At 50.6% G+C, this 21538-nt stretch carries 19 protein-coding genes; 11 read left to right on the top strand and 8 right to left on the bottom strand.

The annotated features are described in order from the left end of the window. Window positions 1–30: 30 nt before the first annotated feature. The 3 genes from ACYVF1_RS03930 to ACYVF1_RS03920 form a co-directional block, all read right to left on the bottom strand. Window positions 31–1026 (bottom strand): mevalonate kinase family protein, encoded by a 996-nt coding sequence (locus ACYVF1_RS03930; RefSeq protein WP_461075826.1) that lies wholly within the window; start codon window positions 1024–1026, stop codon window positions 31–33. A 154-nt stretch (window positions 1027–1180) separates the two neighbouring features. Further along, on the bottom strand, window positions 1181–1651 hold the full coding sequence (locus tag ACYVF1_RS03925; protein WP_461075824.1) for a hypothetical protein: 471 nt from the start codon (window positions 1649–1651) through the stop codon (window positions 1181–1183). 200 nt (window positions 1652–1851) lie between these two features. Then, complete coding sequence (locus ACYVF1_RS03920; protein WP_461075822.1) at window positions 1852–2223, bottom strand: helix-turn-helix domain-containing protein; 372 nt, start codon at window positions 2221–2223, stop codon at window positions 1852–1854. 291 nt (window positions 2224–2514) lie between these two features. On the opposite strand from ACYVF1_RS03920, the gene ACYVF1_RS03915 reads away from it, so the two are divergent. The 3 genes from ACYVF1_RS03915 to ACYVF1_RS03905 all read left to right on the top strand — a co-directional run bounded on the left by ACYVF1_RS03915 (window position 2515) and on the right by ACYVF1_RS03905 (window position 4433). Next, window positions 2515–3153 (top strand): hypothetical protein, encoded by a 639-nt coding sequence (locus ACYVF1_RS03915; RefSeq protein ID WP_461075820.1) that lies wholly within the window; start codon window positions 2515–2517, stop codon window positions 3151–3153. An 80-nt stretch (window positions 3154–3233) separates the two neighbouring features. After that, a complete protein-coding gene (locus ACYVF1_RS03910; protein WP_461077803.1) occupies window positions 3234–4037 on the top strand; it encodes a PD-(D/E)XK nuclease-like domain-containing protein in 804 nt (267 codons plus the stop codon). Window positions 4038–4085: 48 nt separating this feature from the next. After that, complete coding sequence (locus ACYVF1_RS03905) at window positions 4086–4433, top strand: hypothetical protein (protein WP_461075818.1); 348 nt, start codon at window positions 4086–4088, stop codon at window positions 4431–4433. A 57-nt stretch (window positions 4434–4490) separates the two neighbouring features. Here ACYVF1_RS03905 and ACYVF1_RS03900 read toward each other — a convergent pair whose 3' ends face one another. After that, window positions 4491–5747 (bottom strand): peroxiredoxin family protein, encoded by a 1257-nt coding sequence (locus ACYVF1_RS03900; protein WP_461075816.1) that lies wholly within the window; start codon window positions 5745–5747, stop codon window positions 4491–4493. Between the two features lie 126 nt (window positions 5748–5873). Here ACYVF1_RS03900 and rsmH point away from each other — a divergent pair, with 126 nt between their 5' ends. The 3 genes from rsmH (at window position 5874) to ACYVF1_RS03885 (ending at window position 13591) form a co-directional block, all read left to right on the top strand. Further along, entirely contained in the window at window positions 5874–6779 is a 906-nt protein-coding gene (gene rsmH / locus ACYVF1_RS03895) for a 16S rRNA (cytosine(1402)-N(4))-methyltransferase RsmH (RefSeq protein WP_461075814.1), read from the top strand. A 197-nt stretch (window positions 6780–6976) separates the two neighbouring features. Continuing rightward, entirely contained in the window at window positions 6977–9073 is a 2097-nt protein-coding gene (locus ACYVF1_RS03890; RefSeq protein WP_461075812.1) for an outer membrane protein assembly factor BamB family protein, read from the top strand. Window positions 9074–9367: 294 nt separating this feature from the next. Continuing rightward, complete coding sequence (locus tag ACYVF1_RS03885; protein WP_461075810.1) at window positions 9368–13591, top strand: FG-GAP-like repeat-containing protein; 4224 nt, start codon at window positions 9368–9370, stop codon at window positions 13589–13591. A 119-nt stretch (window positions 13592–13710) separates the two neighbouring features. On the opposite strand, the gene ACYVF1_RS03880 is transcribed toward ACYVF1_RS03885, so the two are convergent. Next, entirely contained in the window at window positions 13711–14631 is a 921-nt protein-coding gene (locus tag ACYVF1_RS03880) for a sugar phosphate isomerase/epimerase family protein (protein ID WP_461075808.1), read from the bottom strand. 407 nt (window positions 14632–15038) lie between these two features. Here ACYVF1_RS03880 and ACYVF1_RS03875 point away from each other — a divergent pair, with 407 nt between their 5' ends. The 5 genes from ACYVF1_RS03875 (at window position 15039) to ACYVF1_RS03855 (ending at window position 18888) form a co-directional block, all read left to right on the top strand. Next, complete coding sequence (locus ACYVF1_RS03875; RefSeq protein ID WP_461075806.1) at window positions 15039–16076, top strand: Gfo/Idh/MocA family oxidoreductase; 1038 nt, start codon at window positions 15039–15041, stop codon at window positions 16074–16076. Between the two features lie 86 nt (window positions 16077–16162). Continuing rightward, window positions 16163–16927 carry an MBL fold metallo-hydrolase gene (locus ACYVF1_RS03870; RefSeq protein ID WP_461075804.1) on the top strand — a complete coding sequence of 255 codons (765 nt, stop codon included), beginning with the start codon at window positions 16163–16165 and terminating at the stop codon, window positions 16925–16927. Window positions 16928–16994: 67 nt separating this feature from the next. Beyond that, window positions 16995–17237, top strand: coding sequence for a hypothetical protein (locus ACYVF1_RS03865; RefSeq protein ID WP_461075802.1), 243 nt, complete (start codon window positions 16995–16997; stop codon window positions 17235–17237). After that, window positions 17234–17641, top strand: a complete 408-nt coding sequence (locus tag ACYVF1_RS03860; protein ID WP_461075800.1) for a PIN domain-containing protein — start codon at window positions 17234–17236, stop codon at window positions 17639–17641. The genes ACYVF1_RS03865 and ACYVF1_RS03860 overlap by 4 nt, the downstream gene beginning before the upstream one ends. Window positions 17642–17745: 104 nt before the next feature. Next, window positions 17746–18888, top strand: coding sequence for a DUF6786 family protein (locus ACYVF1_RS03855; RefSeq protein WP_461075798.1), 1143 nt, complete (start codon window positions 17746–17748; stop codon window positions 18886–18888). A 6-nt stretch (window positions 18889–18894) separates the two neighbouring features. Here ACYVF1_RS03855 and ACYVF1_RS03850 read toward each other — a convergent pair whose 3' ends face one another. From ACYVF1_RS03850 to ACYVF1_RS03840, 3 genes are read right to left on the bottom strand one after another with little or no spacing between them, the layout of a single operon-like run. After that, window positions 18895–20190 carry a serine hydrolase gene (locus tag ACYVF1_RS03850; protein WP_461075796.1) on the bottom strand — a complete coding sequence of 432 codons (1296 nt, stop codon included), beginning with the start codon at window positions 20188–20190 and terminating at the stop codon, window positions 18895–18897. A 37-nt stretch (window positions 20191–20227) separates the two neighbouring features. After that, complete coding sequence (locus tag ACYVF1_RS03845) at window positions 20228–20611, bottom strand: DUF3037 domain-containing protein (protein WP_461075794.1); 384 nt, start codon at window positions 20609–20611, stop codon at window positions 20228–20230. Continuing rightward, window positions 20589–21386 (bottom strand): HipA family kinase, encoded by a 798-nt coding sequence (locus tag ACYVF1_RS03840; protein WP_461075792.1) that lies wholly within the window; start codon window positions 21384–21386, stop codon window positions 20589–20591. Before ACYVF1_RS03840 ends, ACYVF1_RS03845 begins: the two co-directional genes overlap by 23 nt. Between the last annotated feature and the right edge of the window lie 152 nt (window positions 21387–21538).

Below are 21538 nucleotides of genomic sequence, written 5' to 3'. Positions count from 1 at the left end.
GCTCTTTCACTCTTTCACTCTTTCGCTGATTTATACTACGTATGGCTTTATAACGCGGGCGTTAATTTTTCGGAGTTCAACAAAAAGACGGTTCAGCATGGCGTCGTCGCGGTAAATACCGATGATGGAGCCACCTGAGCCGGTAAAGGAAGCTGATGCCCCACAGGCGCGGGCGGCTTCGATGAGGCTGCGGTTACGTTCGCTGATGTTAAATATTGTGGAGCGCAGATCAAAATTACGGTTCACCAGTTCGTGGAGCTGGTCAATATTCTGCTCCTGGATGGCTTCATGGCCTTGGCGTGCTACGTCAGCAATAGCACTCATCGTGTCAACAACCAGCGGTTCGCCCTTCAACCAACGCGCCCGAACATCGCTATGCACACGTCCCGATTGCTTCCCAAGCTCGGTATTGTAAGCAATGTAAAGCTTGGGAAGCAGACGCGGATCGATGGGTTCGTAATTGCCGTGACCCTGATTTTCCATAATCGTACGGTCGAAATCCATATACACGCACCCTTCGTAACATTGAATTACGCGGTCCTGCAACCCTGCCGTAATGCCCAGTTCTTCGGTCTCGGTGGCCAGCACCAGGTTGGGGAGCAAAGGCTGGGGTATCTCGACTCCATAAAACTGCATGAGCGCCCGGAACGTAGCAACAATGATGGCACTAGACCCCGACAATCCAACCTGCCGCGGAATCGACGTTCGGTAACGTATCGAAAAATTCTGATTCGGTAATCGGATGTTTTCGGTTTCGCAGTATTCGGCAAATTTCTTGATAGCCGCTTTCAGCAACGGCACCCCGCCGTGATACCCGAGCGTACTAACCGCATCACGCAGGTGATGCAGACTTCTGAAACTATTCGTATCCTGCGCTTGCGGTTCAACGTTCAGTTCTGGCGAGGGGTACAACGTAACGGACGCCCCAAAGTTGCGTACGGAAATAGCAATGGTTTTACCAAAAAAACCGTCGGACGGGTTACCGAGCAAACCCGCCCGCGCATAAGCACGGGTTTCGATGAGCACAATACACGAGGCAACAGGAAGCTGCCGGATTAACTGAAATAAAAAGCAAGTTTACAAAAAAATGCCAGGATCAAGTTGTGAAGCTTATCACCCGGCCAAATAAAAACGGTCAGGCATTCGCCTGACCGTTTTTTAGAACAAATTTATACTCAGATTACTGAGGGTTTTCTTTATCTTTTCCAGTATAACCTTTGTCGTGAGGGTCATAGCCAGCATTCGGATTATCGCCTTCTTCTAGGTACGTAGCGTCGGCCCGATGCAGCAGCGCATCATCGGATGGGTTTTCAGCCACTTCTTTTAGCTTCGAAGCCGCTTCATCGCTCATCAGCTGTCCTTTCGGTACGTCCGAAATAGTATCAGCGTCAACGTCCCATTGCTGTGTTCCACCCAGACTTGCGCCATGCGGTTCGCCCACGCGCCCTTTATCCTGGTTAGCCTCGCGAGTTTCGTAGGTGTCATTACGTCGTTCGGAATCTAAATCCATCCCCGACGTACCGCCTTCGTATGTGTTATTGCCAACCCCACCTGATTCACGACCAAAATCCGTGTCGCCGTGTTGGTTGGGGTCGTGTGAATAAAATTCAGGATCTACTTTATCTGGATCAAATGGTGATGTAGTTGCCATAACGTTTGGTGTTTTTTCAACCTATAACCTGAAAGTAAGGCCGGTTGTTTACGAAAAAAAAGCCCCTCCAAATAGAAGGGGCCTGTCGAGTCAGGTTAAGAAAACGTCAATTTACACGTAAGATCGATCTTGATTCTGGTACTTTGGCAATAAATATATGCATTCAATACTTCGATAGCAATACACTCCTCCGTATCACTTCAGAATTTCCCCTTTTTCAGAGCGTTTAATTCGGCCAGTAGCTGGTCGTTAGTGGTCTGTAGCACAGTCATCCGCTCGTTGAGCTGAAACAGTAAGAACTCCACGTTTCGCAGCCGTTCTTCGGTGGTAATGGCGGCCGAAGGTGAGCTGAGTATCTTAAACATAAGCCCCTCGCCCCGTAACAACCAGTCGGCGTTGACCTGCGGATAGGCCAGCAGAATTTTCTCGATGGTATCGTAGCTCGGCTTCAGTCGCCCGTGAAGAATATGGTAAACTTTTTCGCCCCGGCGCTCGCCCAATTTCCGGGCAAACTCAAGCACGCTAATGTCTAAGGCATCAATTAATTCCTGAAGTCGGAGTTGAATTGTCATAATTGTGTGTCGCGAAAAATTGGCGAAAAAATTTTTCAGTTTTCCGAAAAAATTTTCAGGACATGGCGAAGGTGCTTCAAAAGTGTCCGGATTACCTCCTGAACCTCAGTCACCTACCTACCACACTGCCATTTTACACAAAAATGCGTAAAAAACCACGACTAAACTTACAAAATGGGCTTGTTTTTTACATGAAATTGTGTAATTTTAAACCAATAAACACAACCCTGTAAAAAGGCAAAAGGGACCGCAACATGGGCCCCCTGCTTGAACAGTAAACAACAAATACTAATGAACACACAAAACAAAAACCAACTTTCGACAATTCAAAGCGATAGTGCGCTGAAACCGTATCAAAAGATTCACGAATTGACTGGAGAAGTAGTCAATAAGTATAAATATTTGGAGGGGCACCCGCGTCAGTACCGGTTCGATGCGAAGGAAGGCGTGTTCAACATTAACGGTTCGGAGAAGCTGGGCCGTACCCTTACCTTTCAGCCAATTGCCTGGCGCATCTTCACGGATAATATCCTGAACATGGGTACCAAAAACTGGGCTGAAATCTTTTTTATCGACGAGAAAAACTGTGTATCGGCTATTCTTTTCCACGGTTACTCGGTCGATAATATTTTTCGACTCATCGAGCCACTTTATTACGACGACCAGACGCTGTCGGACGTAGTGATTACGGCTGTGGCGGAGAAAAAAGAAAACACGAAGGTGCAGCCGAAAGGAGTTTACTACATCGCTACGTTCTCCTACAAAATCGGCGACGTAGAGAAGACCGTCGAACTCAAGCAGTTTGCGCAGGATGTGAAAATCTTCCGGCAGGAAACGCTTACGGACATTGCCAACATCAAAACGGCCATGAACTACTACAATCCGTTTGCGCATGCCGCTGAAGATCCGGAATTATTACCGGCTGGCTAATCATCTGATTCAACGTGTTATACGTAACGTATCGCTGCTACGTCGGCGATACGTTACGTCGTTCCTTAAATTTCTTTTCGATGCTATCTCCATCTTCAACAATATATACAAATTCGGTTCAGCCGCTTGCCACGCCCGGCGATGCCTACCGCGCTCTGGCCCGTGTATCAAATTCCGACCTAACCCGGCTGAAAGAAGAACATCTGGGCTACTGGTCGGTACCATCAGCGCGCTTTATTGGCGAAAAAACGAAGGTATTCGGGCGCGCTTTTCACCAGCATCTGCTCGAACCCGAAACCGTGGGAACGGTTATGCAACAACTACTGCCCGACATGGTCGATTCAACAGACCAGTCTGGACTGGATGGGTTGTCGCTGGCGCAGGCCGAGCAGTTGGCAACTTTGATGCGCACCATTAAACAGGATACATTTTGCCGCCGTTACCTGCGCATGTCGGAGCGAGAACGTATCGTTTTGTCGACTGACCCCGCTACGAGCGTTGCCTGTAAAGCTCGGCTCGACATGATTTATACGAGCCCAAAACGACGTAACGCTTTGGTGATTGATGTTAAAACGACGTCAGCCCGCACCCAGGCGCAGTTTCTGGAATCGTGTTACACATACGATTACGACCGACAGGCGGCTTTTTATATCGACAGCCTACGTAACGCCGACAATCAGGAGTGGGCTTCGACGCGTCAGTTTCGGTTTGTGTTTATTGGCGTGATGAAACAACGCCCACACCGACTGTTTGCCGTCGACGCTACGTCGATTCCCGGCTTTATTGACTACGGTCGAAAAAAATACCGTTTCTGGCTCCGCAAATGGCGGGAAGAGCAGGAAAGCACGGTGCTTTCATCGCCCGCCTGGAGTATGACGGCATAGGGGTAAAGGTATGCTCTACCCTTTGCAAACAACTTAAACTACAAGGTTATGAACGCTTCAATTATCACCCTCAGCCCGGCTTCGCTCCATTTTAACTGGGGTACCGATGGTCTGGTGCTGTGGATTGAGGAATTAGATGGTACCGACAACGTAGCGAATCAGTTGCCGGAAGTGTTGGAACGTATCGCGTTTGCCGTGGAGCTACAAACCGGATGGGACCACCGTACCGATGCGGCTACCTTGCACCCGATTTACGGCTACCGGATTCTGTTACGTGACGCATCCGGCCGTTGGAACGCCATTCGAACCGACGAAAACGGCCACCTTACCGAGCTAATCCCGCTCGAAGAAATGGATTACGAAATCGCTTACGAAAAAGTGATGTGGCTGGAATAAAGGAAAAAAGAATAACCTAGAACAAAAAAAGACCGCTGGCCAGCGGTCTTTTTTTGTTTATTTTTCGGCCAGCAGCTTGTCGATTAACCGATTAAACTCATCAACGTACTGGTCGTAATATTTGCCAGTACCCGGCCCGGAGAAGCCCGTATGAATGTGGCGAACCTGTCCTTTTTTGTCGATGAAAATGGTCGTTGGAAAAGCTACGACCGCATTCAGGTCGGGGAGTGCTTTAGAGGCCTGCGCTTTGTCGTTCGTGCCGGCCAGCACAACGGGATAATCCAGTTTAAAACGCTGTTTCATCCGTTCAATTTTCGGTCCTGATACGGCCATGTCTGCCGACCGCTCGAACGCCAATCCGAGAACTTCAACACCTCGCTCCTTATTCTTTTTGTACCACGGACTCAGGAAATTCGTCTCATCCATGCAGTTCGGGCACCACGTTCCCAGAATCTGCACAATTGTTACTTTACCCTTAAAACGCGGGTCAGTTAGCGAGACAGCTTTGCCGTTCGGTTCTGGGAATGATACGTTAAGCGTATTCTTGCCTGGTTTCAGGTAGGTCAGTTTGGCAGGATCTGGCAATTCGGCATTTGGGTCGAGACGAGCGGCCCAGGGTTCATACCCCGAGATACCCGCCCACAGGCCCCCCGTCATATTTCTAAACGCGGGATTGTATCTGGCTTTAAATAAATACACGTGCGAACCATCGAAACAGGACAGAAACAGGCTGTCGCCCACTACGTTACCTTCGAGATAGCGGTAATCGCCCGTAGGTGTCAGAAACGTACCAAACAGCTTATTTCCTTTCTGTTCAAAAACGCCTACAGCGTTCACCGAATCTACTAATCCCGTTTTACTTCCGAAATTGGTCGCCCATTTTCCAGTGAGGTTGGCCGTTGCTGGTTTTTCATCGGGCGTAAACCGATACGTCTGCCCGAATTGAGCTTCGAACGGCAATGTTTGTGCAGATTGTGCGACACGCTGGCGTCGGTATACGCCCCGGAGCGTATTCCCGTCTATCTTTGCAACCAATTCCGACTCAAACAACGTCATCGGGATACGTAGCGAGTCGCCCTGTATCGTAGCATCGTCCATCGGCAGGCGCTCCTGACCATTCAGCGCGAAAACAGAATACGTTTTGGCGTCGCCCGATTTGGGTTGAATATCCAGCCCGAACGGCAGCGGGCCACCCGGCGTTTTCAGAACAGCGCGATACGTACCCGGTTTGACAATAGGCGACGTTGACTGGCAGGAAGAAACCGTTGGCCACGCCAGCAATTGAAGCAAAAGTAAAGGAAGGATTTTTTTCATAAATTGACAATGCAGGTTGTATAGGGATATAGGGTACATATTGTATGCTTTCTGAACAAAGTTATCATACATCATATACTATACATCATACACTAAAACACTACGTTACTGTCCATTAGTTTCTGAATGAGCGATTACCACGAACCCGTTTTATTACAGGCCTGCATCGACGGGCTAAATCTACAGCCAGGCGGCACCTACGTCGACGTTACGTTCGGTGGCGGTGGGCATACCCGCGCCATTCTGAACCAGTTAGAGGGTGGCCGGGTGTTTGGTTTCGACCAGGATGCCGACGCCAAAGCCAACGCACAAGCCATCGGCGATTCGCGCCTGACGTTCGTAGCCGCCAATTTCCGAAATATCAAACGCTACCTGCGCCTGTACAAAGCCGAACAGGTCGACGGTATTCTGGCCGATTTGGGGATTTCATCGCACCAGATCGATACGCCCGAACGCGGTTTCTCCACCCGTTTCGACGCCGATCTCGATATGCGGATGAATCAGAATGCGGATCGAACGGCTGGGCAGATTGTGAACGAATATTCAGAAGCCGAACTCCACCGGATTCTAGGCATGTATGGCGAAATCACGAACGCCCGTACAGCCGCCGGAGCTTTGGTGTCAGCGCGTTCGAATCGTTCCATAAAAACCGTGAATGACCTGAAAGCCGCTTTGCAACGACAGGCGCCACGCGGCAAAGAAAATAAATATTTCGCGCAGGTGTTTCAGGCGCTACGTATCGAGGTGAACGAAGAATTGCAGGTGCTGGAAGAGTTTCTCGAACTGGTGCCCGACGTACTGAAACCGGGCGGACGGCTAGTTGTGATGTCATACCATTCGCTGGAAGACCGGCTGGTGAAAAACTTCATCAACAAAGGCAAATTTCAGGGCGAAGTAGAAAAAGATTTGTTTGGCAACGAAATCAAACCACTACGTGCCATCACCCGCAAACCCATCGAAGCCACACCCGACGAGATTTCCCGGAATCCACGGGCACGTAGCGCCAAACTACGTATCGCCGAAAAGCTGTAGAGACCCCGACAGGCTCTGGCCGCTTCGGCGGTCCGATGTCGGAGTTGCACCAGCGACTAACTATATACCATCCGGCGACTTCGACATCGGACCGCCGAAGCGGCCAGAGCCTGTCGGGGCCTACACCGGCGTAGCACACAGAAAAGTATTTCGCAGAATGACAATGCTTTGAGAAGCAGAACGTAACACCGTCTGCCATGAAATACTTGTTCGGCCTGGGAATGCTGCTGTTGGGAATGATCGGGTTTATTTGCAAACCGGCGCTGCCCGATACCCACTGGGCCGAATACAATGGTGATGGCGCCCGAAGTCACTATTCCCCACTTACCCAGATAACCGCCGAAAATATTCAGCAATTGAAAGTCGCCTGGACGTATGCGTCGGGCGGGGCTGATACGGTCGGGAACCGGACGCAGATGCAGTGCAATCCGTTGGTGATCGACGGCGTATTGTATGGTGTATCGGCTAATACACAGGCATTTGCTATAAACGCGGCTACAGGTCAGGAAATCTGGAAAACCAATCTGACTGATAATGGCGGTACGACCAGCCGGAGCGTTACGTACTGGACCGATGGAAAAGAATCGCGGATTCTGTTTGGCGCAGGCAAATGGCTGTATGCGTTCGACGCGCGTACAGGCAAATCCATTGAAAACTTTGGTCAGGGTGGACGTATCGATTTGAAAATAGGCATCGAACGGCCGGGTGGCGACAACTACGTACAGCCGAATACGCCCAATACCATCTATAAAAATCTGATTCTGGTGGGTGCGCGATTGGCCGAAGGCGAAACGGCCTTACTGGGCGATATTCGGGCGTATGACGTTCGAACAGGGCGGCAAGTCTGGGCGTTTCATACCATTCCACAACCGGGTGAGTTTGGCTATGCTACGTGGCAACCCGCCAATCCTCGACAGCGACTGGGCGGAGCCAATGCCTGGATGGGTATGGCAATTGACCGCCAGCGGGGTATTGTGTACGCACCAACCGGCTCGGCTGCTTACGATTTTTACGGCGGCAATCGCAAAGGCGACAACCTCTTTGCCAACTGCCTGATCGCACTGGACGCCAATACGGGCAAACGGCTCTGGCATTTTCAGTTTGTTCACCACGACATCTGGGACCGTGACCCACCTTCCCCACCCAATCTGCTGACCGTAACGCAGAACGGGAGACGTATCGACGCAGTAGCCCAAACCACCAAACAGGGCCATATTTTCGTGTTCGACCGGGTTACTGGAAAGCCGCTGTTTCCCATCGTCGAAACTAAATTCGCGACCGATGCCATCGCCGGAGAGTTTCCGAGTCTGACGCAGCCTATTCCGCAGAAACCCGCTCCGTTCACCAAACAGACGTTTACCGAACAGGACATTAATACGTGGGCATCGAACCGCGACGAGCTGGTTGCTACGTTACGTAAGGCACGTACCGGCACGGCTTATATCCCGCTCACGTCGGACATGACGCTCTTTTACCCCGGTACGGATGGCGGGGCGCAATGGGGAGGCTCAGCCGTTGATCCGTCGGGGATTATTTTCATTCCGGCCAAGCAGAATCCGTGTTTCTCGTCGCTAGTAAAGAAGGAACAGCCCGCCGAAAATGCTTCAATAACGGGGGCACAGTTGTATAACCTTCGGTGCGCAGCCTGCCACGGAGCCGACCGTCGGGGCAATCACGATGGTTCGTATCCGTCATTGCTGGCTATCGACAAACGCCTGACGCCCGATGCCGTTCATCAACTGCTTTTGAAAGGGCGGGGAATGATGCCGTCTTTCTCCCATCTTCCTGAAAACGAACGCAAAATTCTAGTCGATTTTATCTTCGACAAGAACACTGCCAATCAAACAGTTAGCGTTCAAAATGAAGAAGTTCCGTATCAACACACAGGCTACAATCGCTGGTACGATAGCAAAGGTTATCCGGTGAGCAATCCACCCTGGGGAACGCTCACAGCCATTGATTTAAACACGGGTGAACATCGGTGGCAAGTGCCATTGGGTGAATATAAGGAGTTAACTGCGCAAGGTATTCCACCCACGGGAACGGATAACTACGGGGGCCCGCTCGTAACGGGGAGTGGCCTGTTATTCATTGCCGCCAGCAAAGACGAACAGTTCCGAGCCATGGACACCAAAACTGGAAAAACGCTTTGGAAAGCCGCTTTGCCAGCGGCTGGTTACGCATCGCCCACTACGTATTCGGTGGGAGGTAAACAGTACGTAGTGATTGCCTGCGGTGGCGGCAAACTCAAAACGCGCTCCGGGGATAAATACGTAGCGTTTGCGTTGCCGTAACTCCCAAGCAACGGCCGACCGTTCAAAATTCCTCTTATGGAAAGCCGTTGGTAATCGACAATTAGCGTACTGGCAATTTAAAAATCCTCCGTTTACGATAGTGCAACAAAGCGCTTTAGAAAGCAAATTAACAGGTTGCGTATGTGACCGTTTGATGACTTAGCAGTTAATCATAAAATCATTTATATACTCAGATAGCTCATTCATGTTAGTAAACTCTGAGTTCACGTCATTTCAGCGGTTTGGGGATTGGCTTGTAGGTAGCTTAGTAGCTTAATACAAACCGTTAAATACATGCTCCAACTCTCCTTCTCTTGCCAAAAAACCAGAGGCAAAATTACTTCAGAATCCCACCACAGACCCTATCAGGCTACCAAGCCCCGAAACTTACCCGCTCTTGTCTGTTGGGGGCTGCTACTTGTTTTACTAACTGGGCTGAGTCGCCAGACCTGGGCACAGTGTTTGCTGCCGGCTACCAACTATCCGGTGGGTTCTGGCCCCAGATCGGTGGCGATAGGAGACTTCAACGGTGATGGCAAGCCTGACCTGGCCGTGGGGAACAGGAACGGAAATACGGTGTCTATACTGCTAGGCACTAGCACAGGCAGCTTTGCACCCCAAACCACCTTTGCGGTGGGAGCTAACCCGATCTCGGTGGCAGTGAGCGACTTCAATAGCGATGGAAAAGCCGACCTGGTCATCGCAAATTCAGGCAGCAACAACGTATCGGTGGTATTAGGTGATGGAACGGGGGCTTTTGGCCCTAAAACCGATTTTGCCGCAGGAACCAGCCCTTATTGCGTAGTGGTGAGTGACTTCAACGGCGATGGCAAAGCCGACCTGGCCATCGCCAATCAACTTAGCAACACTGTTTCTGTACTGCTGGGTACAGGTACAGGAAGTTTTGGTCCTCAAACCACCTTTGCCGTGACGGGCGCGACCCAATCGGTAGCCGTAAGTGATTTTAATGGCGATAGCAAAGTTGACCTGGTCATCGCGAATTCGAATGGCAATACGGTATCGGTGCTGCTGGGTGATGGAGCGGGCGGCTTTGGTCCCAAAACCGATTTCACGACTGGCTTCTCCCCTTTTTCCGTAGCAGTGAGTGATTTCAACGGCGATAACAAACCAGATCTGGTCACCGCGAATAGGGCCGATAACACGGTATCCCTACTCTTGGGCACGGGCACGGGCAGCTTTAACCCCAAAACTGATTTCAACGCGGGGGATAACCCGTTTTCCGTGGCGGTGGGCGACGTTGATGGCGATGGCAGAGCCGACCTGGCTGTGGCGAATAGAGTCGTTTACAAAGTATCCATACTGTTAGGCGATGGTCTAGGCAGTTTTAACCCTAAAACAGAGTTCGCCACAGGTATTGCCCCTTTTTACATAGCCGTGGGCGATGCTAACGGCGATGGCAAAGCCGACGTAATTACCCCGAATAATGGTGGCAATGATATATCCGTATTGCTCAACTGCTCCACCTCCCCTTCGCTGAGTCTGGTCACGTCGGCCACGCCTAACCCGGTTTGCGCGGGCACCTCTACCCAACTATCGGTAACGGCTTCGGGCGGTACGGCTCCGTATAGCTACACCTGGGCGGCACCGGCAGGTATTACCCTGTCGGCTACATCCACCAGCGACGTTTCAGCCAGTGTCGATGCGGGCGTGAGTGGGGTTCAAACGCTCACCGTTACGGTTGCCGCTGCGGGAGGCTCGCCCACTAGCACCAGCCTGGTCAGCCTGACGGTCAATGCCATCCCCTCGGTGAGCATCAGTCCCAGTATCGGAACGCCGACCGGCGCTACGTTAACCTGCGCCAGTCCGAGTGTGAATCTGACCGCGGTGGGCAGCGGAACGTATCAGTGGAACACCGGAGCGACTTCTCAGGTCATCAGCGCTACGTCGATGGGGACCTACTCGGTTACCGTAACGGGGGCCACCGGGTGTACCGCCAGCGCAACCATCGAGGTGATTGAGGATAAAACCCCTCCTGTGGTGAGCATCTCGCCCGCCAGTGCTACCTTAACCTGCGCCAATCCAACGGTGAACCTGAGCGCAGTCGGCAGTGGTACGTATCAGTGGAACACCGGAGCTATGAGCCAGGCCATTTCGGTGACGGCTGGTGGTACGTATTCGGTCACGCTGATCGGCTCCAATGGCTGTTCGAGCACGGCCAGTGTGAGTGTGGACCAAAATACGACGGCTCCAACGGTGAGCATCACGCCTTCGAGCGCTACGTTAACCTGTGCTGCTCCAATCGTAAGTTTGAGTGCGGTTGGTAATGGTACGTATCGCTGGAACACCGGGGCCACTACGTCAGCCATATCGGTAACGGAGGGCGGTACGTACTCCGTGACGCTGACGGCTCCCAATGGCTGCACAGCCACCACCAGTCGTGTGGTTGACCAAAACGCGGCCTCACCTTCACTGAGCGTCACTCCTTCGAGCGCTACGCTGACCTGCACAACGACATCCGTAAATCTAAGTGCAACAGGCAGTGGTACATATCAATGGAATACGGGAGCTACTACATCAGCCATCTCAGTAACTGAGGGTGGTACGTATTCAGTAACCTTGACGACGTCTAATGGCTGTTCGAGTACAACGTCTGTGGTGGTGAGTCAGGATAAAAATCAACCGGCAGTTAGTATTACACCCAACTCGGCTACGTTGACCTGTGCAACGCCAGTCGTAAGTCTGAGTGCAGTGGGCGCCGGGACCGTTCTCTGGAGCACAGGCTCTACCAGTCACGTGATTTCGGTAAGTCTGGCCGGCGATTATACGGTGTGGTTAAAAGGACAAAACGGCTGTCAGGCGATGGCAACCGTTACGATTAGTCAGGATAAAACCGTGCCAACGGTCAGCATCAACCCGGCCAGTGCTACGTTGACCTGCGCCAGTCCTTCGGTGAGTCTGAGTGCAATAGGCACTGGTACGTATCGCTGGAGTACGGGTGCTACGTCGCCAGTAATTTCGGTGACGGCGGCCGCTACGTATTCGGTCACACTGACGGGCAGTAATGGCTGTACGGCCACCGCCAGCCGAACAGTAAATGGAAACACTACGCTGGCAGCACCCACGTTACAGGCTAGCGCTACGTCTACCACGAATCAGCCTATTTCGGTAACGGCTAGCGGCTGCTCAGGCACGATTAGCTGGCAGGCGCAGGGGGGCACGGGTACAGCTAATGGCAGTGTTTACACCTTTACTCAGCCCGGTAGCTATACCTTGTCGGCCACCTGTAACCTGAACACCTGCACCAGCGCTCCTGCTTCGGTAACGCTTCTCATCCAGCCAGCGCCCGTTGCCAATCTGAAAGTATTCCATCAGGATGCCGACAATAACCAGCAGAACAACACCATCAAGCCATACCTGCAAGTACAAAATGATGGCACCTCACCCGTTCCATATAGTGAAATCACCATTCGCTACTGGCTGACGGCGGAGCAGTTTTCTCCAATGACGAACCTGTCGGTGTATTGGGCGCAACTGGGCACCGATAAAGTGAAGATGAAATACGTCGAACTGTCGCAACCTCGACAGGGAGCGCTGGGCTATATCGAGTACAGCTTTCTACCGACAGCGGGCAATCTGGCGGCTGGACAAAATTCGGGGCCGATCCAGAATGGAATCGGTAAGCAGGATTGGACTTATTTCAACGAAAGCGATGATTACTCGTATGCTAATAGTGCCAACTACGTAGCGAATTCCCGCATCACCGCCTATCGTAATGGGGCGCTGGTCTGGGGAACGGAGCCCAACGTAGTGAACCCGGTACAGAGTCTGAAAATCTATACGGAAAACAAAAAAGGCGCTTCAACCAACACGATCAATACGTACCTGCAACTACGTAACGAAGGCAACGTACCAGTTAATTACGCCGACATTAAGGTGCGTTACTACTTCACTTCGGACGGCACGCAGCCACTGAATTTCTACCTGGATTACGCTCAGTTAGGCAGCAATAACATAAATGGGCAGTTCGTCCGGATCAATCCCCCGCTGGCTAATGCCGATACGTATCTGGAACTGAGCGTAGTGAATCTGCCCAAATTGTATCCGTTGACCAGTACGGGCAATATTGAGTACCGAATTGGCAAGCAGGACTGGAGTCAGTTTAACCAGAGCAACGATTACTCGTATCTGAACGGCACTAATCCGATGACGGCTAACAACCGTGTTGTAGTCTACGTAGGAGGAGTTCGGGTTTGGGGTACGGAACCCGGCGCATCAGCTCGGGAGGCTACGGATGAACTGAGCTCCAGATTGAACGTAGCAGTGCTGGGTAATCCAGTGATTGGCGAAACGGCCGAGCTTGACGTGCGAGGTGCTGAAGGCCAGTTACTACAACTTGAGTTGACAGACTCACAGGGACGTCAGCTGTATCAGCATTCTGTTCCGTCGGCTTCGTCGGTGGAGCGAATTTCGGTCCCGGTAGGTTCGACGTCGGGATTACGGTTCGTACGGGTGCAGGCGGGCGCTCAACAGCAGACGGTGAAACTGCTCAAACGTTAAATCTAACGTGAATCATTAGTAAAGATTTTTATCATCCTGACCGGCCCGCCGGTCAGGATGATAAAAATTCACTCAGTAAGCCATTAATAATCAATAGTTTAATTTAAGTTCTTATGACTTCACTCCACCGCTTCTAACGCTTTTTTCACTTTGTCATAAAAGACCGTCACTTTCTCTTTTGGGTCGCCTTTGCCCAGTGTTTCGATGGGTAGATAACCCCGATAATGCGATTCTCGCACGATACGCATCACTTTGGTCAAATCCGTAGTTACCTCCTGCCCATTTACGAACAGTTTTTCCTTAATCTGCCACGTGGCGGCATGAGGTGCCACACTCGCAATCTGCGCGTAAGGGTCGCCAATTTTAAAGCTGCCAATGTCCAGATTGACGGCCAGCCAGTCGGACTTGACCCGGCCTATAATCTCCAGTACGTGATCGGCTGTCTGAATAAAATCGGCGTGGTTTTGCAGCACGATTAGTACGCCCTGTTTCGCGGCATAGTCGGCACATTCACCTAGCGCATCCACCACCCAGTTCGTTACTTCAGCGCGATTATAACCCGCCGGCAATTCTTTACCCGTTCCAGCGAAAACCCGGATACACGGCGCGCCCAGCCGAGCCGCTACGTCGGTCCACTTTCTGACCAATTCAACCTCCAACTTTCGGCGAGATGCGTCGGGTAAGGTGAAATCGTTACGTACTCCGGTCCCGCTAATGTCGAGCCCCAGCCGAAACGCTTTTCGTTTGATTTGATAGAGGTAATCGTTGTCGGGCGGAGTTGGGTAGTTGGGAAAGTAATACCCGGTTGGATCAACGGCGTCGAAACCAAGCTCCGCACAGAAGATAAGCACGTCTTCAAGACTCATCTGACGGCTCATGAGCGGTTCGTTGAAGGAATAAAGATTGCAGCTCAGCCGGACATGACTCGTTTGCTTATTTACAGTTTCTTTGGACAGCGTTGTTTCTGCCGCCGTTATAAGCGGTACACCAGTCAATGCTGTTTTCAGAAAATCTCTTCGATTAGATGATTGAAGGTTCATACGGTTGAGATGAGCAAGGGGAAAGGGTGGAGCTAAACGTAGCTATTACGAAAGGACTATAGTACAAACGACTACTATTGAAGCCGTTTTATAGAAGTAGTTCTACTTACTGAAATCGTCGCGTAGCGACCTAATGTTTATAGCCAAAATATCCCGGACTAAGCTCCGTCGCGTAGCGACCAAACTAACTGGCGTGATTTTGTTTGGTCGCTACGCGACGGAACCTACGTGACATAGTTCTATCTCTACAAACATTAGGTCGCTACGCGACGATTCCGTTAAGTCAAACAACTTTTCACATGAAGGAAGTTAACGAAAATAGGGCGCAAGAGCAGTATTATAGCATTGTGGCAGTAGGGTAGATTCAGTAGCGCGAGCTGTTTATAATGACAAATCAGTACGTTGTTATGGCTAAAGTTGTTCAGGTTGGTATCATTGGGTTTGGCCTTTCGGGTCGATATTTTCATACGCCGTTTTTGTCGGTGAATCCACGGTTTCAGTTGGCAAAAATTGCCAGCAGTCGCCCCGAAGCCGTTCGGGATTTCGATACGTCGATTGGTTGGGTTGCGACGCCCGAAGAATTGTTTGCTGACCCGGAAATCGATCTTGTTTTTGTGTGCTCACCCAACGAAACCCACGTAGCGTACGCCCGACAAGCGCTGGAACATGGCAAAAACGTAGTGATCGAAAAACCGTTTGCGCTGACAGAACAGGAAGCCATTCAACTCCTTGATCTGGCGGAGCAAAAAGGTCTTATGGCAACTGCCTACCAGAACCGGCGTTGGGATTCCGATTTTCTGACCGTCAAACGCCTTTTGGACGAAGGCGCGATTGGAACGCTTATCGATTATGAATGCCGCTACGACCGGTTTTCGCCGGTGAGTTTACAGGCCAATAGCTGGAAAGAAAAACCGGCAGTCGGACGCGGTAATCTGTACAACCTTGGCCCTCACCTAATCGACCAGGCACTCCATTTATTCGGAAGACCAGATTCGGTTCAGGCGAGTGCACGTATCATCCGACCGGGTAGTCAGGTTCACGATTATTTCGACATCAAACTTGGGTATTCTGATAAGATTGTTCGGCTCGAATCCAACCTGATGATGTATCAGAATCAGCTTCGATACAGCCTGCACGGCACCGAAGGTTCGTTTATCAAAGGTGGGTTAGATCCGCAGGAAGAGCGATTACGGCAGAACCTGCTGCCAAATCTGCCCGACTGGGGTACTGAGCCTGACGACCGCTGGGGAACACTTTACCGAAACGGCGGCCCGGAACGTATCGAAAGCCTGCCGGGAAACTACATGCCTTTCTACGACAACCTGTACGACGTCATTGTGAACGGCGCCCAACCCAACGTAACACCTGCCGACATTCAGCAACTGGCCCGCGTCATCGACCTCGCTCTGGAAAGTAGCCGCACCGGTCGAGTGATACCTTTTTAACGTAGCGTTTTTTTGTTGGAGTCAGGCAAATTTGCAAACCGAGTATGAACAGATTGCGGGTGAAAATTCGTTAATTTGTTAGTACCATGTCTTTATTTATTACCTCTTTAAATTCGGGAAGTAACGGCAATTGCTACTACGTTGGCAATGAGCAGGAAGCCGTTTTGATCGACGCCGGGATCTCCTGTCGCGAAACCGAAAACCGGATGCGCCGACTGGGTTTGTCGCTCCAGACCGTCAAAGCCATTTTTGTTTCGCACGAACACAGCGATCACATCAGCGGTATTCGGCAACTGGCTCGAAAACACCAGTTACCCGTATATATTACGCCCCAAACGCTACGTGGGTCCCGCATTTCAGAGCGCGATTTTCCGTTACGGGCGCTACGTGCCTATGAACCGGTTGACATTGGTAGTCTGCGCGTTACGGCTTTCCCGAAACATCACGATGCTGCCGATCCGCACAGTTTTATAGTCAGTGGAAACGGCGTAAACGTGGGCGTATTTACCGACATCGGCGAAGTTTGTGAACACGTCATACGTCACTTCAGCCAGTGCCACGCGGCTTTTCTGGAAGCTAATTACGACGAAGACATGCTGGAGCGCGGCCGTTACCCGTATTTTCTGAAGCAACGAATTCGGGGCGGCAAAGGGCACCTGTCAAACCAGCAGGCGCTCGCTTTATTTCAGGCACACAAGCCGTCGTTCATGAGCCACGTCCTACTGTCGCATATGTCGAAGGATAACAATTGTCCGGATTTGACACGCGATTTATTTAGACCTCATCTGGCTGATACGCAACTGATTGTGGCCTCGCGCTTTGTCGAAACACCCGTTTATACGATTGTCTAACCTGTAGCTTTAGGGTAAATTGGAACTTTGATTGGATTAGCGGTTTTCAAGTTAAAAAAGAGGAAACATGACACACACTATCACCATCGAAACCCAGAGTGATCATGATTTTGCTTTATTGAAAGGATTGGCACAGCGTCTGGGTCTTTCAACGAGAGAAGCTCATTATAATAGTGATCCGAGCGAAGCGGAATTACAAGCGGCATTGAAAAAATTTGCGGGAAGCTGGCAGGGAGAAGAAACCGCTGATGAATTGGAAGCAAGAATTTATAGCGCCCGTAACGACCAGCCGCGCGATATTGAATTATGACTTATCTTCTGGATACTAACATCTGCATTCATTTATTTAAAGGTCAGGAAGTTCTGGTTGAGAAAATAGGGTCAGTTGGCATTCAATCCTGTTATTTATCAGAAATCACAATTGCCGAGTTAATGTATGGCGTAGAAAACAGTGCCCTAAGTCATCGAGTTGCAAATCGACAAAATCTGGAATGGCTGCGTATTGCTTTTAAAGACCGAATCTTGCTGATTGGCCAAAGCTTTCCTGAATATGCCAAACAGAAAGCAATACTAAAACGCATAGGGCGTCCTGTTGGTGAATTTGACTTGCTAATTGGGACAACCGCTATTACACACGGCTTAACACTGGTTACGCGGAATACCCGTGATTTCCAAAACCTTGCTGGAATCAAGTTAGAAAACTGGATTGATTAAGTTTTAGCCCCGTCTATACTACTGGCATGAGAAAAACGCTATGGCTCCTCTCTATTTGTCTAATAGGCGCTTGCACAACCAATTCCAAAACCGAGAAAACCAGCATGAGAACACCCGAAAAAGGTACGTTCGGTTACGACCTTGATTTCCTCCAGAAGTACGATAGCGACGTAGCGGTGCTTTCCAGCGACGATAGTACGTCTCAGGTCATTGTTTCGGCTAAATATCAGGGGAAAGTCTTTACATCGACCGCCGAGGGAATGCCGGGACGAAGTTTCGGGTGGGTGCATTACAAAGCGTTTGAAGGTCAACCCGACGCGCACATGAACGCCTACGGGGGCGAAAATCGGTTGTGGCTGGGACCGGAGGGCGCGCAGTATTCCCTGTTTTTCAAGCCGGGGGCGAAAATGGAGTTCGAGCAGTGGCATACTCCGCCCGCTTTTGATACTGAACCGTGGCGCGTTACGTCGAAAACGGTACAGTCGGTGGTGATGGACAAGGATATGACGCTGACGAATTTCGCCGGTACTACGTTGCAACTGAAAATCGACCGGAGTGTTACGTTACTGAGTCGGGACGAAGCGGCCAGCCGGCTCAATATGTCGCTGGCCGATGGGATTAAACTAGTTGGTTATCAAACCGACAACAGTATTACCAATACGGGCTCCACAGCCTGGACACCAAAAACCGGCGCTCCCTGTCTGTGGATGCTCGACATGTTCGTACCATCACCCGGCGTTACCATTGTGATTCCATACGATGAACAGGCAACCGGTAATGTAGCGACAACGGATTACTTTGGACAGATTCCACCCGACCGCGTTACGTATAAAAACGGCGTTCTTTACTTCAAAGCCGACGGAAAAAGCCGGGGCAAACTGGGCATTCCGCCCAATCGAGCCAAAACCATAGCCGGAAGCTACGACGCTGAGAACAACGTACTGACGCTAACCCTGTTTGACATTGATAAAAACGCTACGTATCTGAATCAGGAATGGAAACTCGTCTCCGACCCACTAAAAGGCGACGCCGTAAACGCTTACAACGACGGTCCGCTGGCCGACGGTAGTCAGATGGGACCATTCTATGAAATCGAAAGCGTATCGCCCGCAGCGTTCCTGAAACCGAACGAAACGTTAATTCATAAACACGCTGTTTTTCATCTCACTGGCGAAAAATCCCAATTAGACGCCATTGCCCAAAAGACGCTGGGCGTTTCGCTGGAGACGATTGAGAAGGCGTTGTAACATTCTTCAATTATCAACGTCTTTCACAACAGGCCGAGCATCGTTACGTCGTTTTTCGTAGTTAATCTTAAACGCCTTCAGATCAGGCGTTTGCTTTCGTTTACGTTTCAGCTCGTGCTGGTAGATGGTCTGGCCAAGTTGGTATAAAAATGGGTGACCAACACTGTCATATTCGTACTTATCATCGTTCAGAATGCCGTCGTTGTTGACGTACAACGTAGCAGAAAGCATGTATTCCACTTTGTTCGTGAAATCCACTACGTAGGACGCATCCGTTAAGAATCCATAGGCCCAGCCCACTTTATTGAACACCCGAACACCGGCTGGCATCTGGTGGTGCAGAGTGTCCATAAAGAAGAATTTAACGTAGCTATCGTAGTACTGTTTTGGGTCGTATTTCGGATAATTCGTCTCGCCTGGATACTGCGATAGGTATTGATACAGAAACTGATAATCGTCGTGTGTTAAATCAAACCGTTGTTTCTCAGGCACCGACATTGGAAACATCGTCGAACGTAGCAACTGATGAAGAGCTTCAAGAGGAAGCTTGTTACGTTCGGTAAAATCGAACGGCTTATTCACCAGACTCTCTTTGGCGTAATACCCTTTGCCGAGTTTGGCCACGCGACTAAAATCAAACGGGTCCTGATTATAGGCAGCCGGTTGCGTGTAAATCAGTTGGCCGTTATCGTCTAAAAACCGAACCGGATTGGTATGTCGATTTTCGTCGGCGGTCATGCGCACAAACCGATGGGTGATACGTGTATCCAGATAACCCCTCGTGTGCAGCGCCCGATTGATTTCGCCCTGACCGACAAATTCATACATCCGGCTATATGGGTCATTTTCACTGACCAGAAACGCTTTTCGAATGAAGTGCGCCAGCGATGGATAACCACTTTCGGCACTAGGATCTTTCCATTCTTTCATTTGCCCGCTGTAGGCGCTATCAACTTGAATCGTAGTGAACTTCGTCAGTTTTGGGTTTTTCAGGCGGTTCAGTTTGTCGAGTGAGAGCAGAGCTAAGGGCAGTTTGACGGTTGAAGCGGGGTTGAAATACTCGGTGCTATCAACCCGAAAATAATAATTCGTGAACGTGGGCTTGTTGGCCTTATCCCGGTCGATACGTGTATAGATGATTTGCAGCCGATGGGAATCTGCGTTTTTTAGAACGTTCTGAAAAACAGGATTTTTATTACTAGCGAAAAGCTTTTCTAAGAACGCATCGGTTCGTGATTGACTATTGCAAACAGTCGTGCAGATGCAGAAAAGTAGAGTAAGAAATTTAGTGGATGCGTGCATACAAATATCGGCTTATGCCCGGACGTGGACGTCCGCGTTACGTTACGAGTTGCGTAAACAAATGCTCCAATGTTTGGCGGGCGTCGGTGCATAAGCCGGGGTGAACGGGAGACGGCTGCACGACGGTGCTACGTGTCGAAGTCAGCCAGCGGAAACGTTCGGCGATGGAGAGTTTTCCGATAGGTCCACCTTCTTTTTTTCCAGCGCATATCCGTTCAAAAGCGCCAAGCCGTTGTCGCAACTCATCAGTATCAATTTCTGCCGAAAATGCCCGCAACCGGCTTTCGTTCAGCGCCCACATCGTCTGCAAAAACCCCTGCGATTTACAATATAAAATCACGCCCACATTCATAAATTCCTGTCGTTCAACGCAGGGTACGACCCGGATAACGGCGTACTCAAACAAGTGCTTCTCTGGCATGCTTCGCTTCGTTGACAAAAATTTGGGATGAGGCTAACCGCTCCGTTAAAAATCGAGCATATACCGCCCGTTGCTCGTCGGCCGATTCTATTACGCCATTATTGAGCAGCCAATTATCGGGTACCAACGCCACAATTTCCTGAAGCTTTTCGGATGTAAGCCGTTGCCGAAATTCGGCATCTACGGCGTCGAGTTCAGTCGCTTTGGATAGCAATACGTGGTCTTTGATCTGGGCAAAGGGACGGCGGGGTTGCTCTGGCCAGTTCGGCCCGGTATGGTGTACGTAAAGCGCGGCACCATGATCAATAAGCCATAACTCCTTGTGCCACATGAGCATGTTCGTGTTACGGGCCGTCCGGTCTACGTTCATCACAAACGCATCGAGCCAGACAATCTGCGAAGCCAAACGCGGGCTGAGGTCGTTGAGAATCGGGTCGAACGTAATGGCACCCGACAGGTAATGCAAGCCAAGATTCAGCCCTTCGCTGGCACGTAGCAAATCCTGAATTTCTTCGTCCGGTTCAGTACGTCCAAACGCTTCGTCGAGATTGACAAACACAAGTTCGGGCACACGTAAGCCGAGTGAACGCGCAATTTCGCCCGCAATCAATTCGGCAATGAGCGCTTTGGTGCCCTGACCGGCGCCCCGAAATTTCAGTACGTATAAAAAATCGTCATCGGCCTCCACGATGGCCGGCAGTGAGCCTCCCTCGCGCAGTGGCGTTACGTAGCGCACTACGTTGACGGTTCGAAGTTGAAGTGAATCTGTTGACACAAAAAACAAAGTTCGATACGTAGCCAGACTGATTACGATCAGAGGAATAGTATCCGGGAAATTTAGGGCTAAATTTTGAAAAACGAATGGTCTACGACCTCAACCAAGGCCATCAGCAAGGCTATTCCCGGCAATTGCCAACCCATTTCTAC

Source organism: Spirosoma flavus, assembly GCF_054778555.1.
The sequence above is the reverse complement of the archived record's forward strand: the minus strand, read 5'-3'. Positions and strand labels throughout refer to the sequence as shown.

Excerpts from the sequence above, each read along its gene's own strand:
- ACYVF1_RS03870 (WP_461075804.1), top strand. The coding sequence starts at position 16,163 with ATGTCTTTATTTATTACCTCTTTAAATTCGGGAAGTAACGGCAATTGC.
- ACYVF1_RS03910 (WP_461077803.1), top strand. The coding sequence starts at position 3,234 with ATGCTATCTCCATCTTCAACAATATATACAAATTCGGTTCAGCCGCTT.
- ACYVF1_RS03880 (WP_461075808.1), bottom strand. The coding sequence starts at position 14,631 with ATGAACCTTCAATCATCTAATCGAAGAGATTTTCTGAAAACAGCATTG.
- ACYVF1_RS03845 (WP_461075794.1), bottom strand. The coding sequence starts at position 20,611 with ATGCCAGAGAAGCACTTGTTTGAGTACGCCGTTATCCGGGTCGTACCC.
- ACYVF1_RS03900 (WP_461075816.1), bottom strand. The coding sequence starts at position 5,747 with ATGAAAAAAATCCTTCCTTTACTTTTGCTTCAATTGCTGGCGTGGCCA.
- ACYVF1_RS03885 (WP_461075810.1), top strand. The coding sequence starts at position 9,368 with ATGCTCCAACTCTCCTTCTCTTGCCAAAAAACCAGAGGCAAAATTACT.
- ACYVF1_RS03875 (WP_461075806.1), top strand. The coding sequence starts at position 15,039 with ATGGCTAAAGTTGTTCAGGTTGGTATCATTGGGTTTGGCCTTTCGGGT.
- ACYVF1_RS03855 (WP_461075798.1), top strand. The coding sequence starts at position 17,746 with ATGAGAACACCCGAAAAAGGTACGTTCGGTTACGACCTTGATTTCCTC.
- ACYVF1_RS03920 (WP_461075822.1), bottom strand. The coding sequence starts at position 2,223 with ATGACAATTCAACTCCGACTTCAGGAATTAATTGATGCCTTAGACATT.
- ACYVF1_RS03860 (WP_461075800.1), top strand. The coding sequence starts at position 17,234 with ATGACTTATCTTCTGGATACTAACATCTGCATTCATTTATTTAAAGGT.
- rsmH (WP_461075814.1), top strand. The coding sequence starts at position 5,874 with ATGAGCGATTACCACGAACCCGTTTTATTACAGGCCTGCATCGACGGG.
- ACYVF1_RS03865 (WP_461075802.1), top strand. The coding sequence starts at position 16,995 with ATGACACACACTATCACCATCGAAACCCAGAGTGATCATGATTTTGCT.
- ACYVF1_RS03850 (WP_461075796.1), bottom strand. The coding sequence starts at position 20,190 with ATGCACGCATCCACTAAATTTCTTACTCTACTTTTCTGCATCTGCACG.
- ACYVF1_RS03915 (WP_461075820.1), top strand. The coding sequence starts at position 2,515 with ATGAACACACAAAACAAAAACCAACTTTCGACAATTCAAAGCGATAGT.
- ACYVF1_RS03905 (WP_461075818.1), top strand. The coding sequence starts at position 4,086 with ATGAACGCTTCAATTATCACCCTCAGCCCGGCTTCGCTCCATTTTAAC.
- ACYVF1_RS03890 (WP_461075812.1), top strand. The coding sequence starts at position 6,977 with ATGAAATACTTGTTCGGCCTGGGAATGCTGCTGTTGGGAATGATCGGG.
- ACYVF1_RS03925 (WP_461075824.1), bottom strand. The coding sequence starts at position 1,651 with ATGGCAACTACATCACCATTTGATCCAGATAAAGTAGATCCTGAATTT.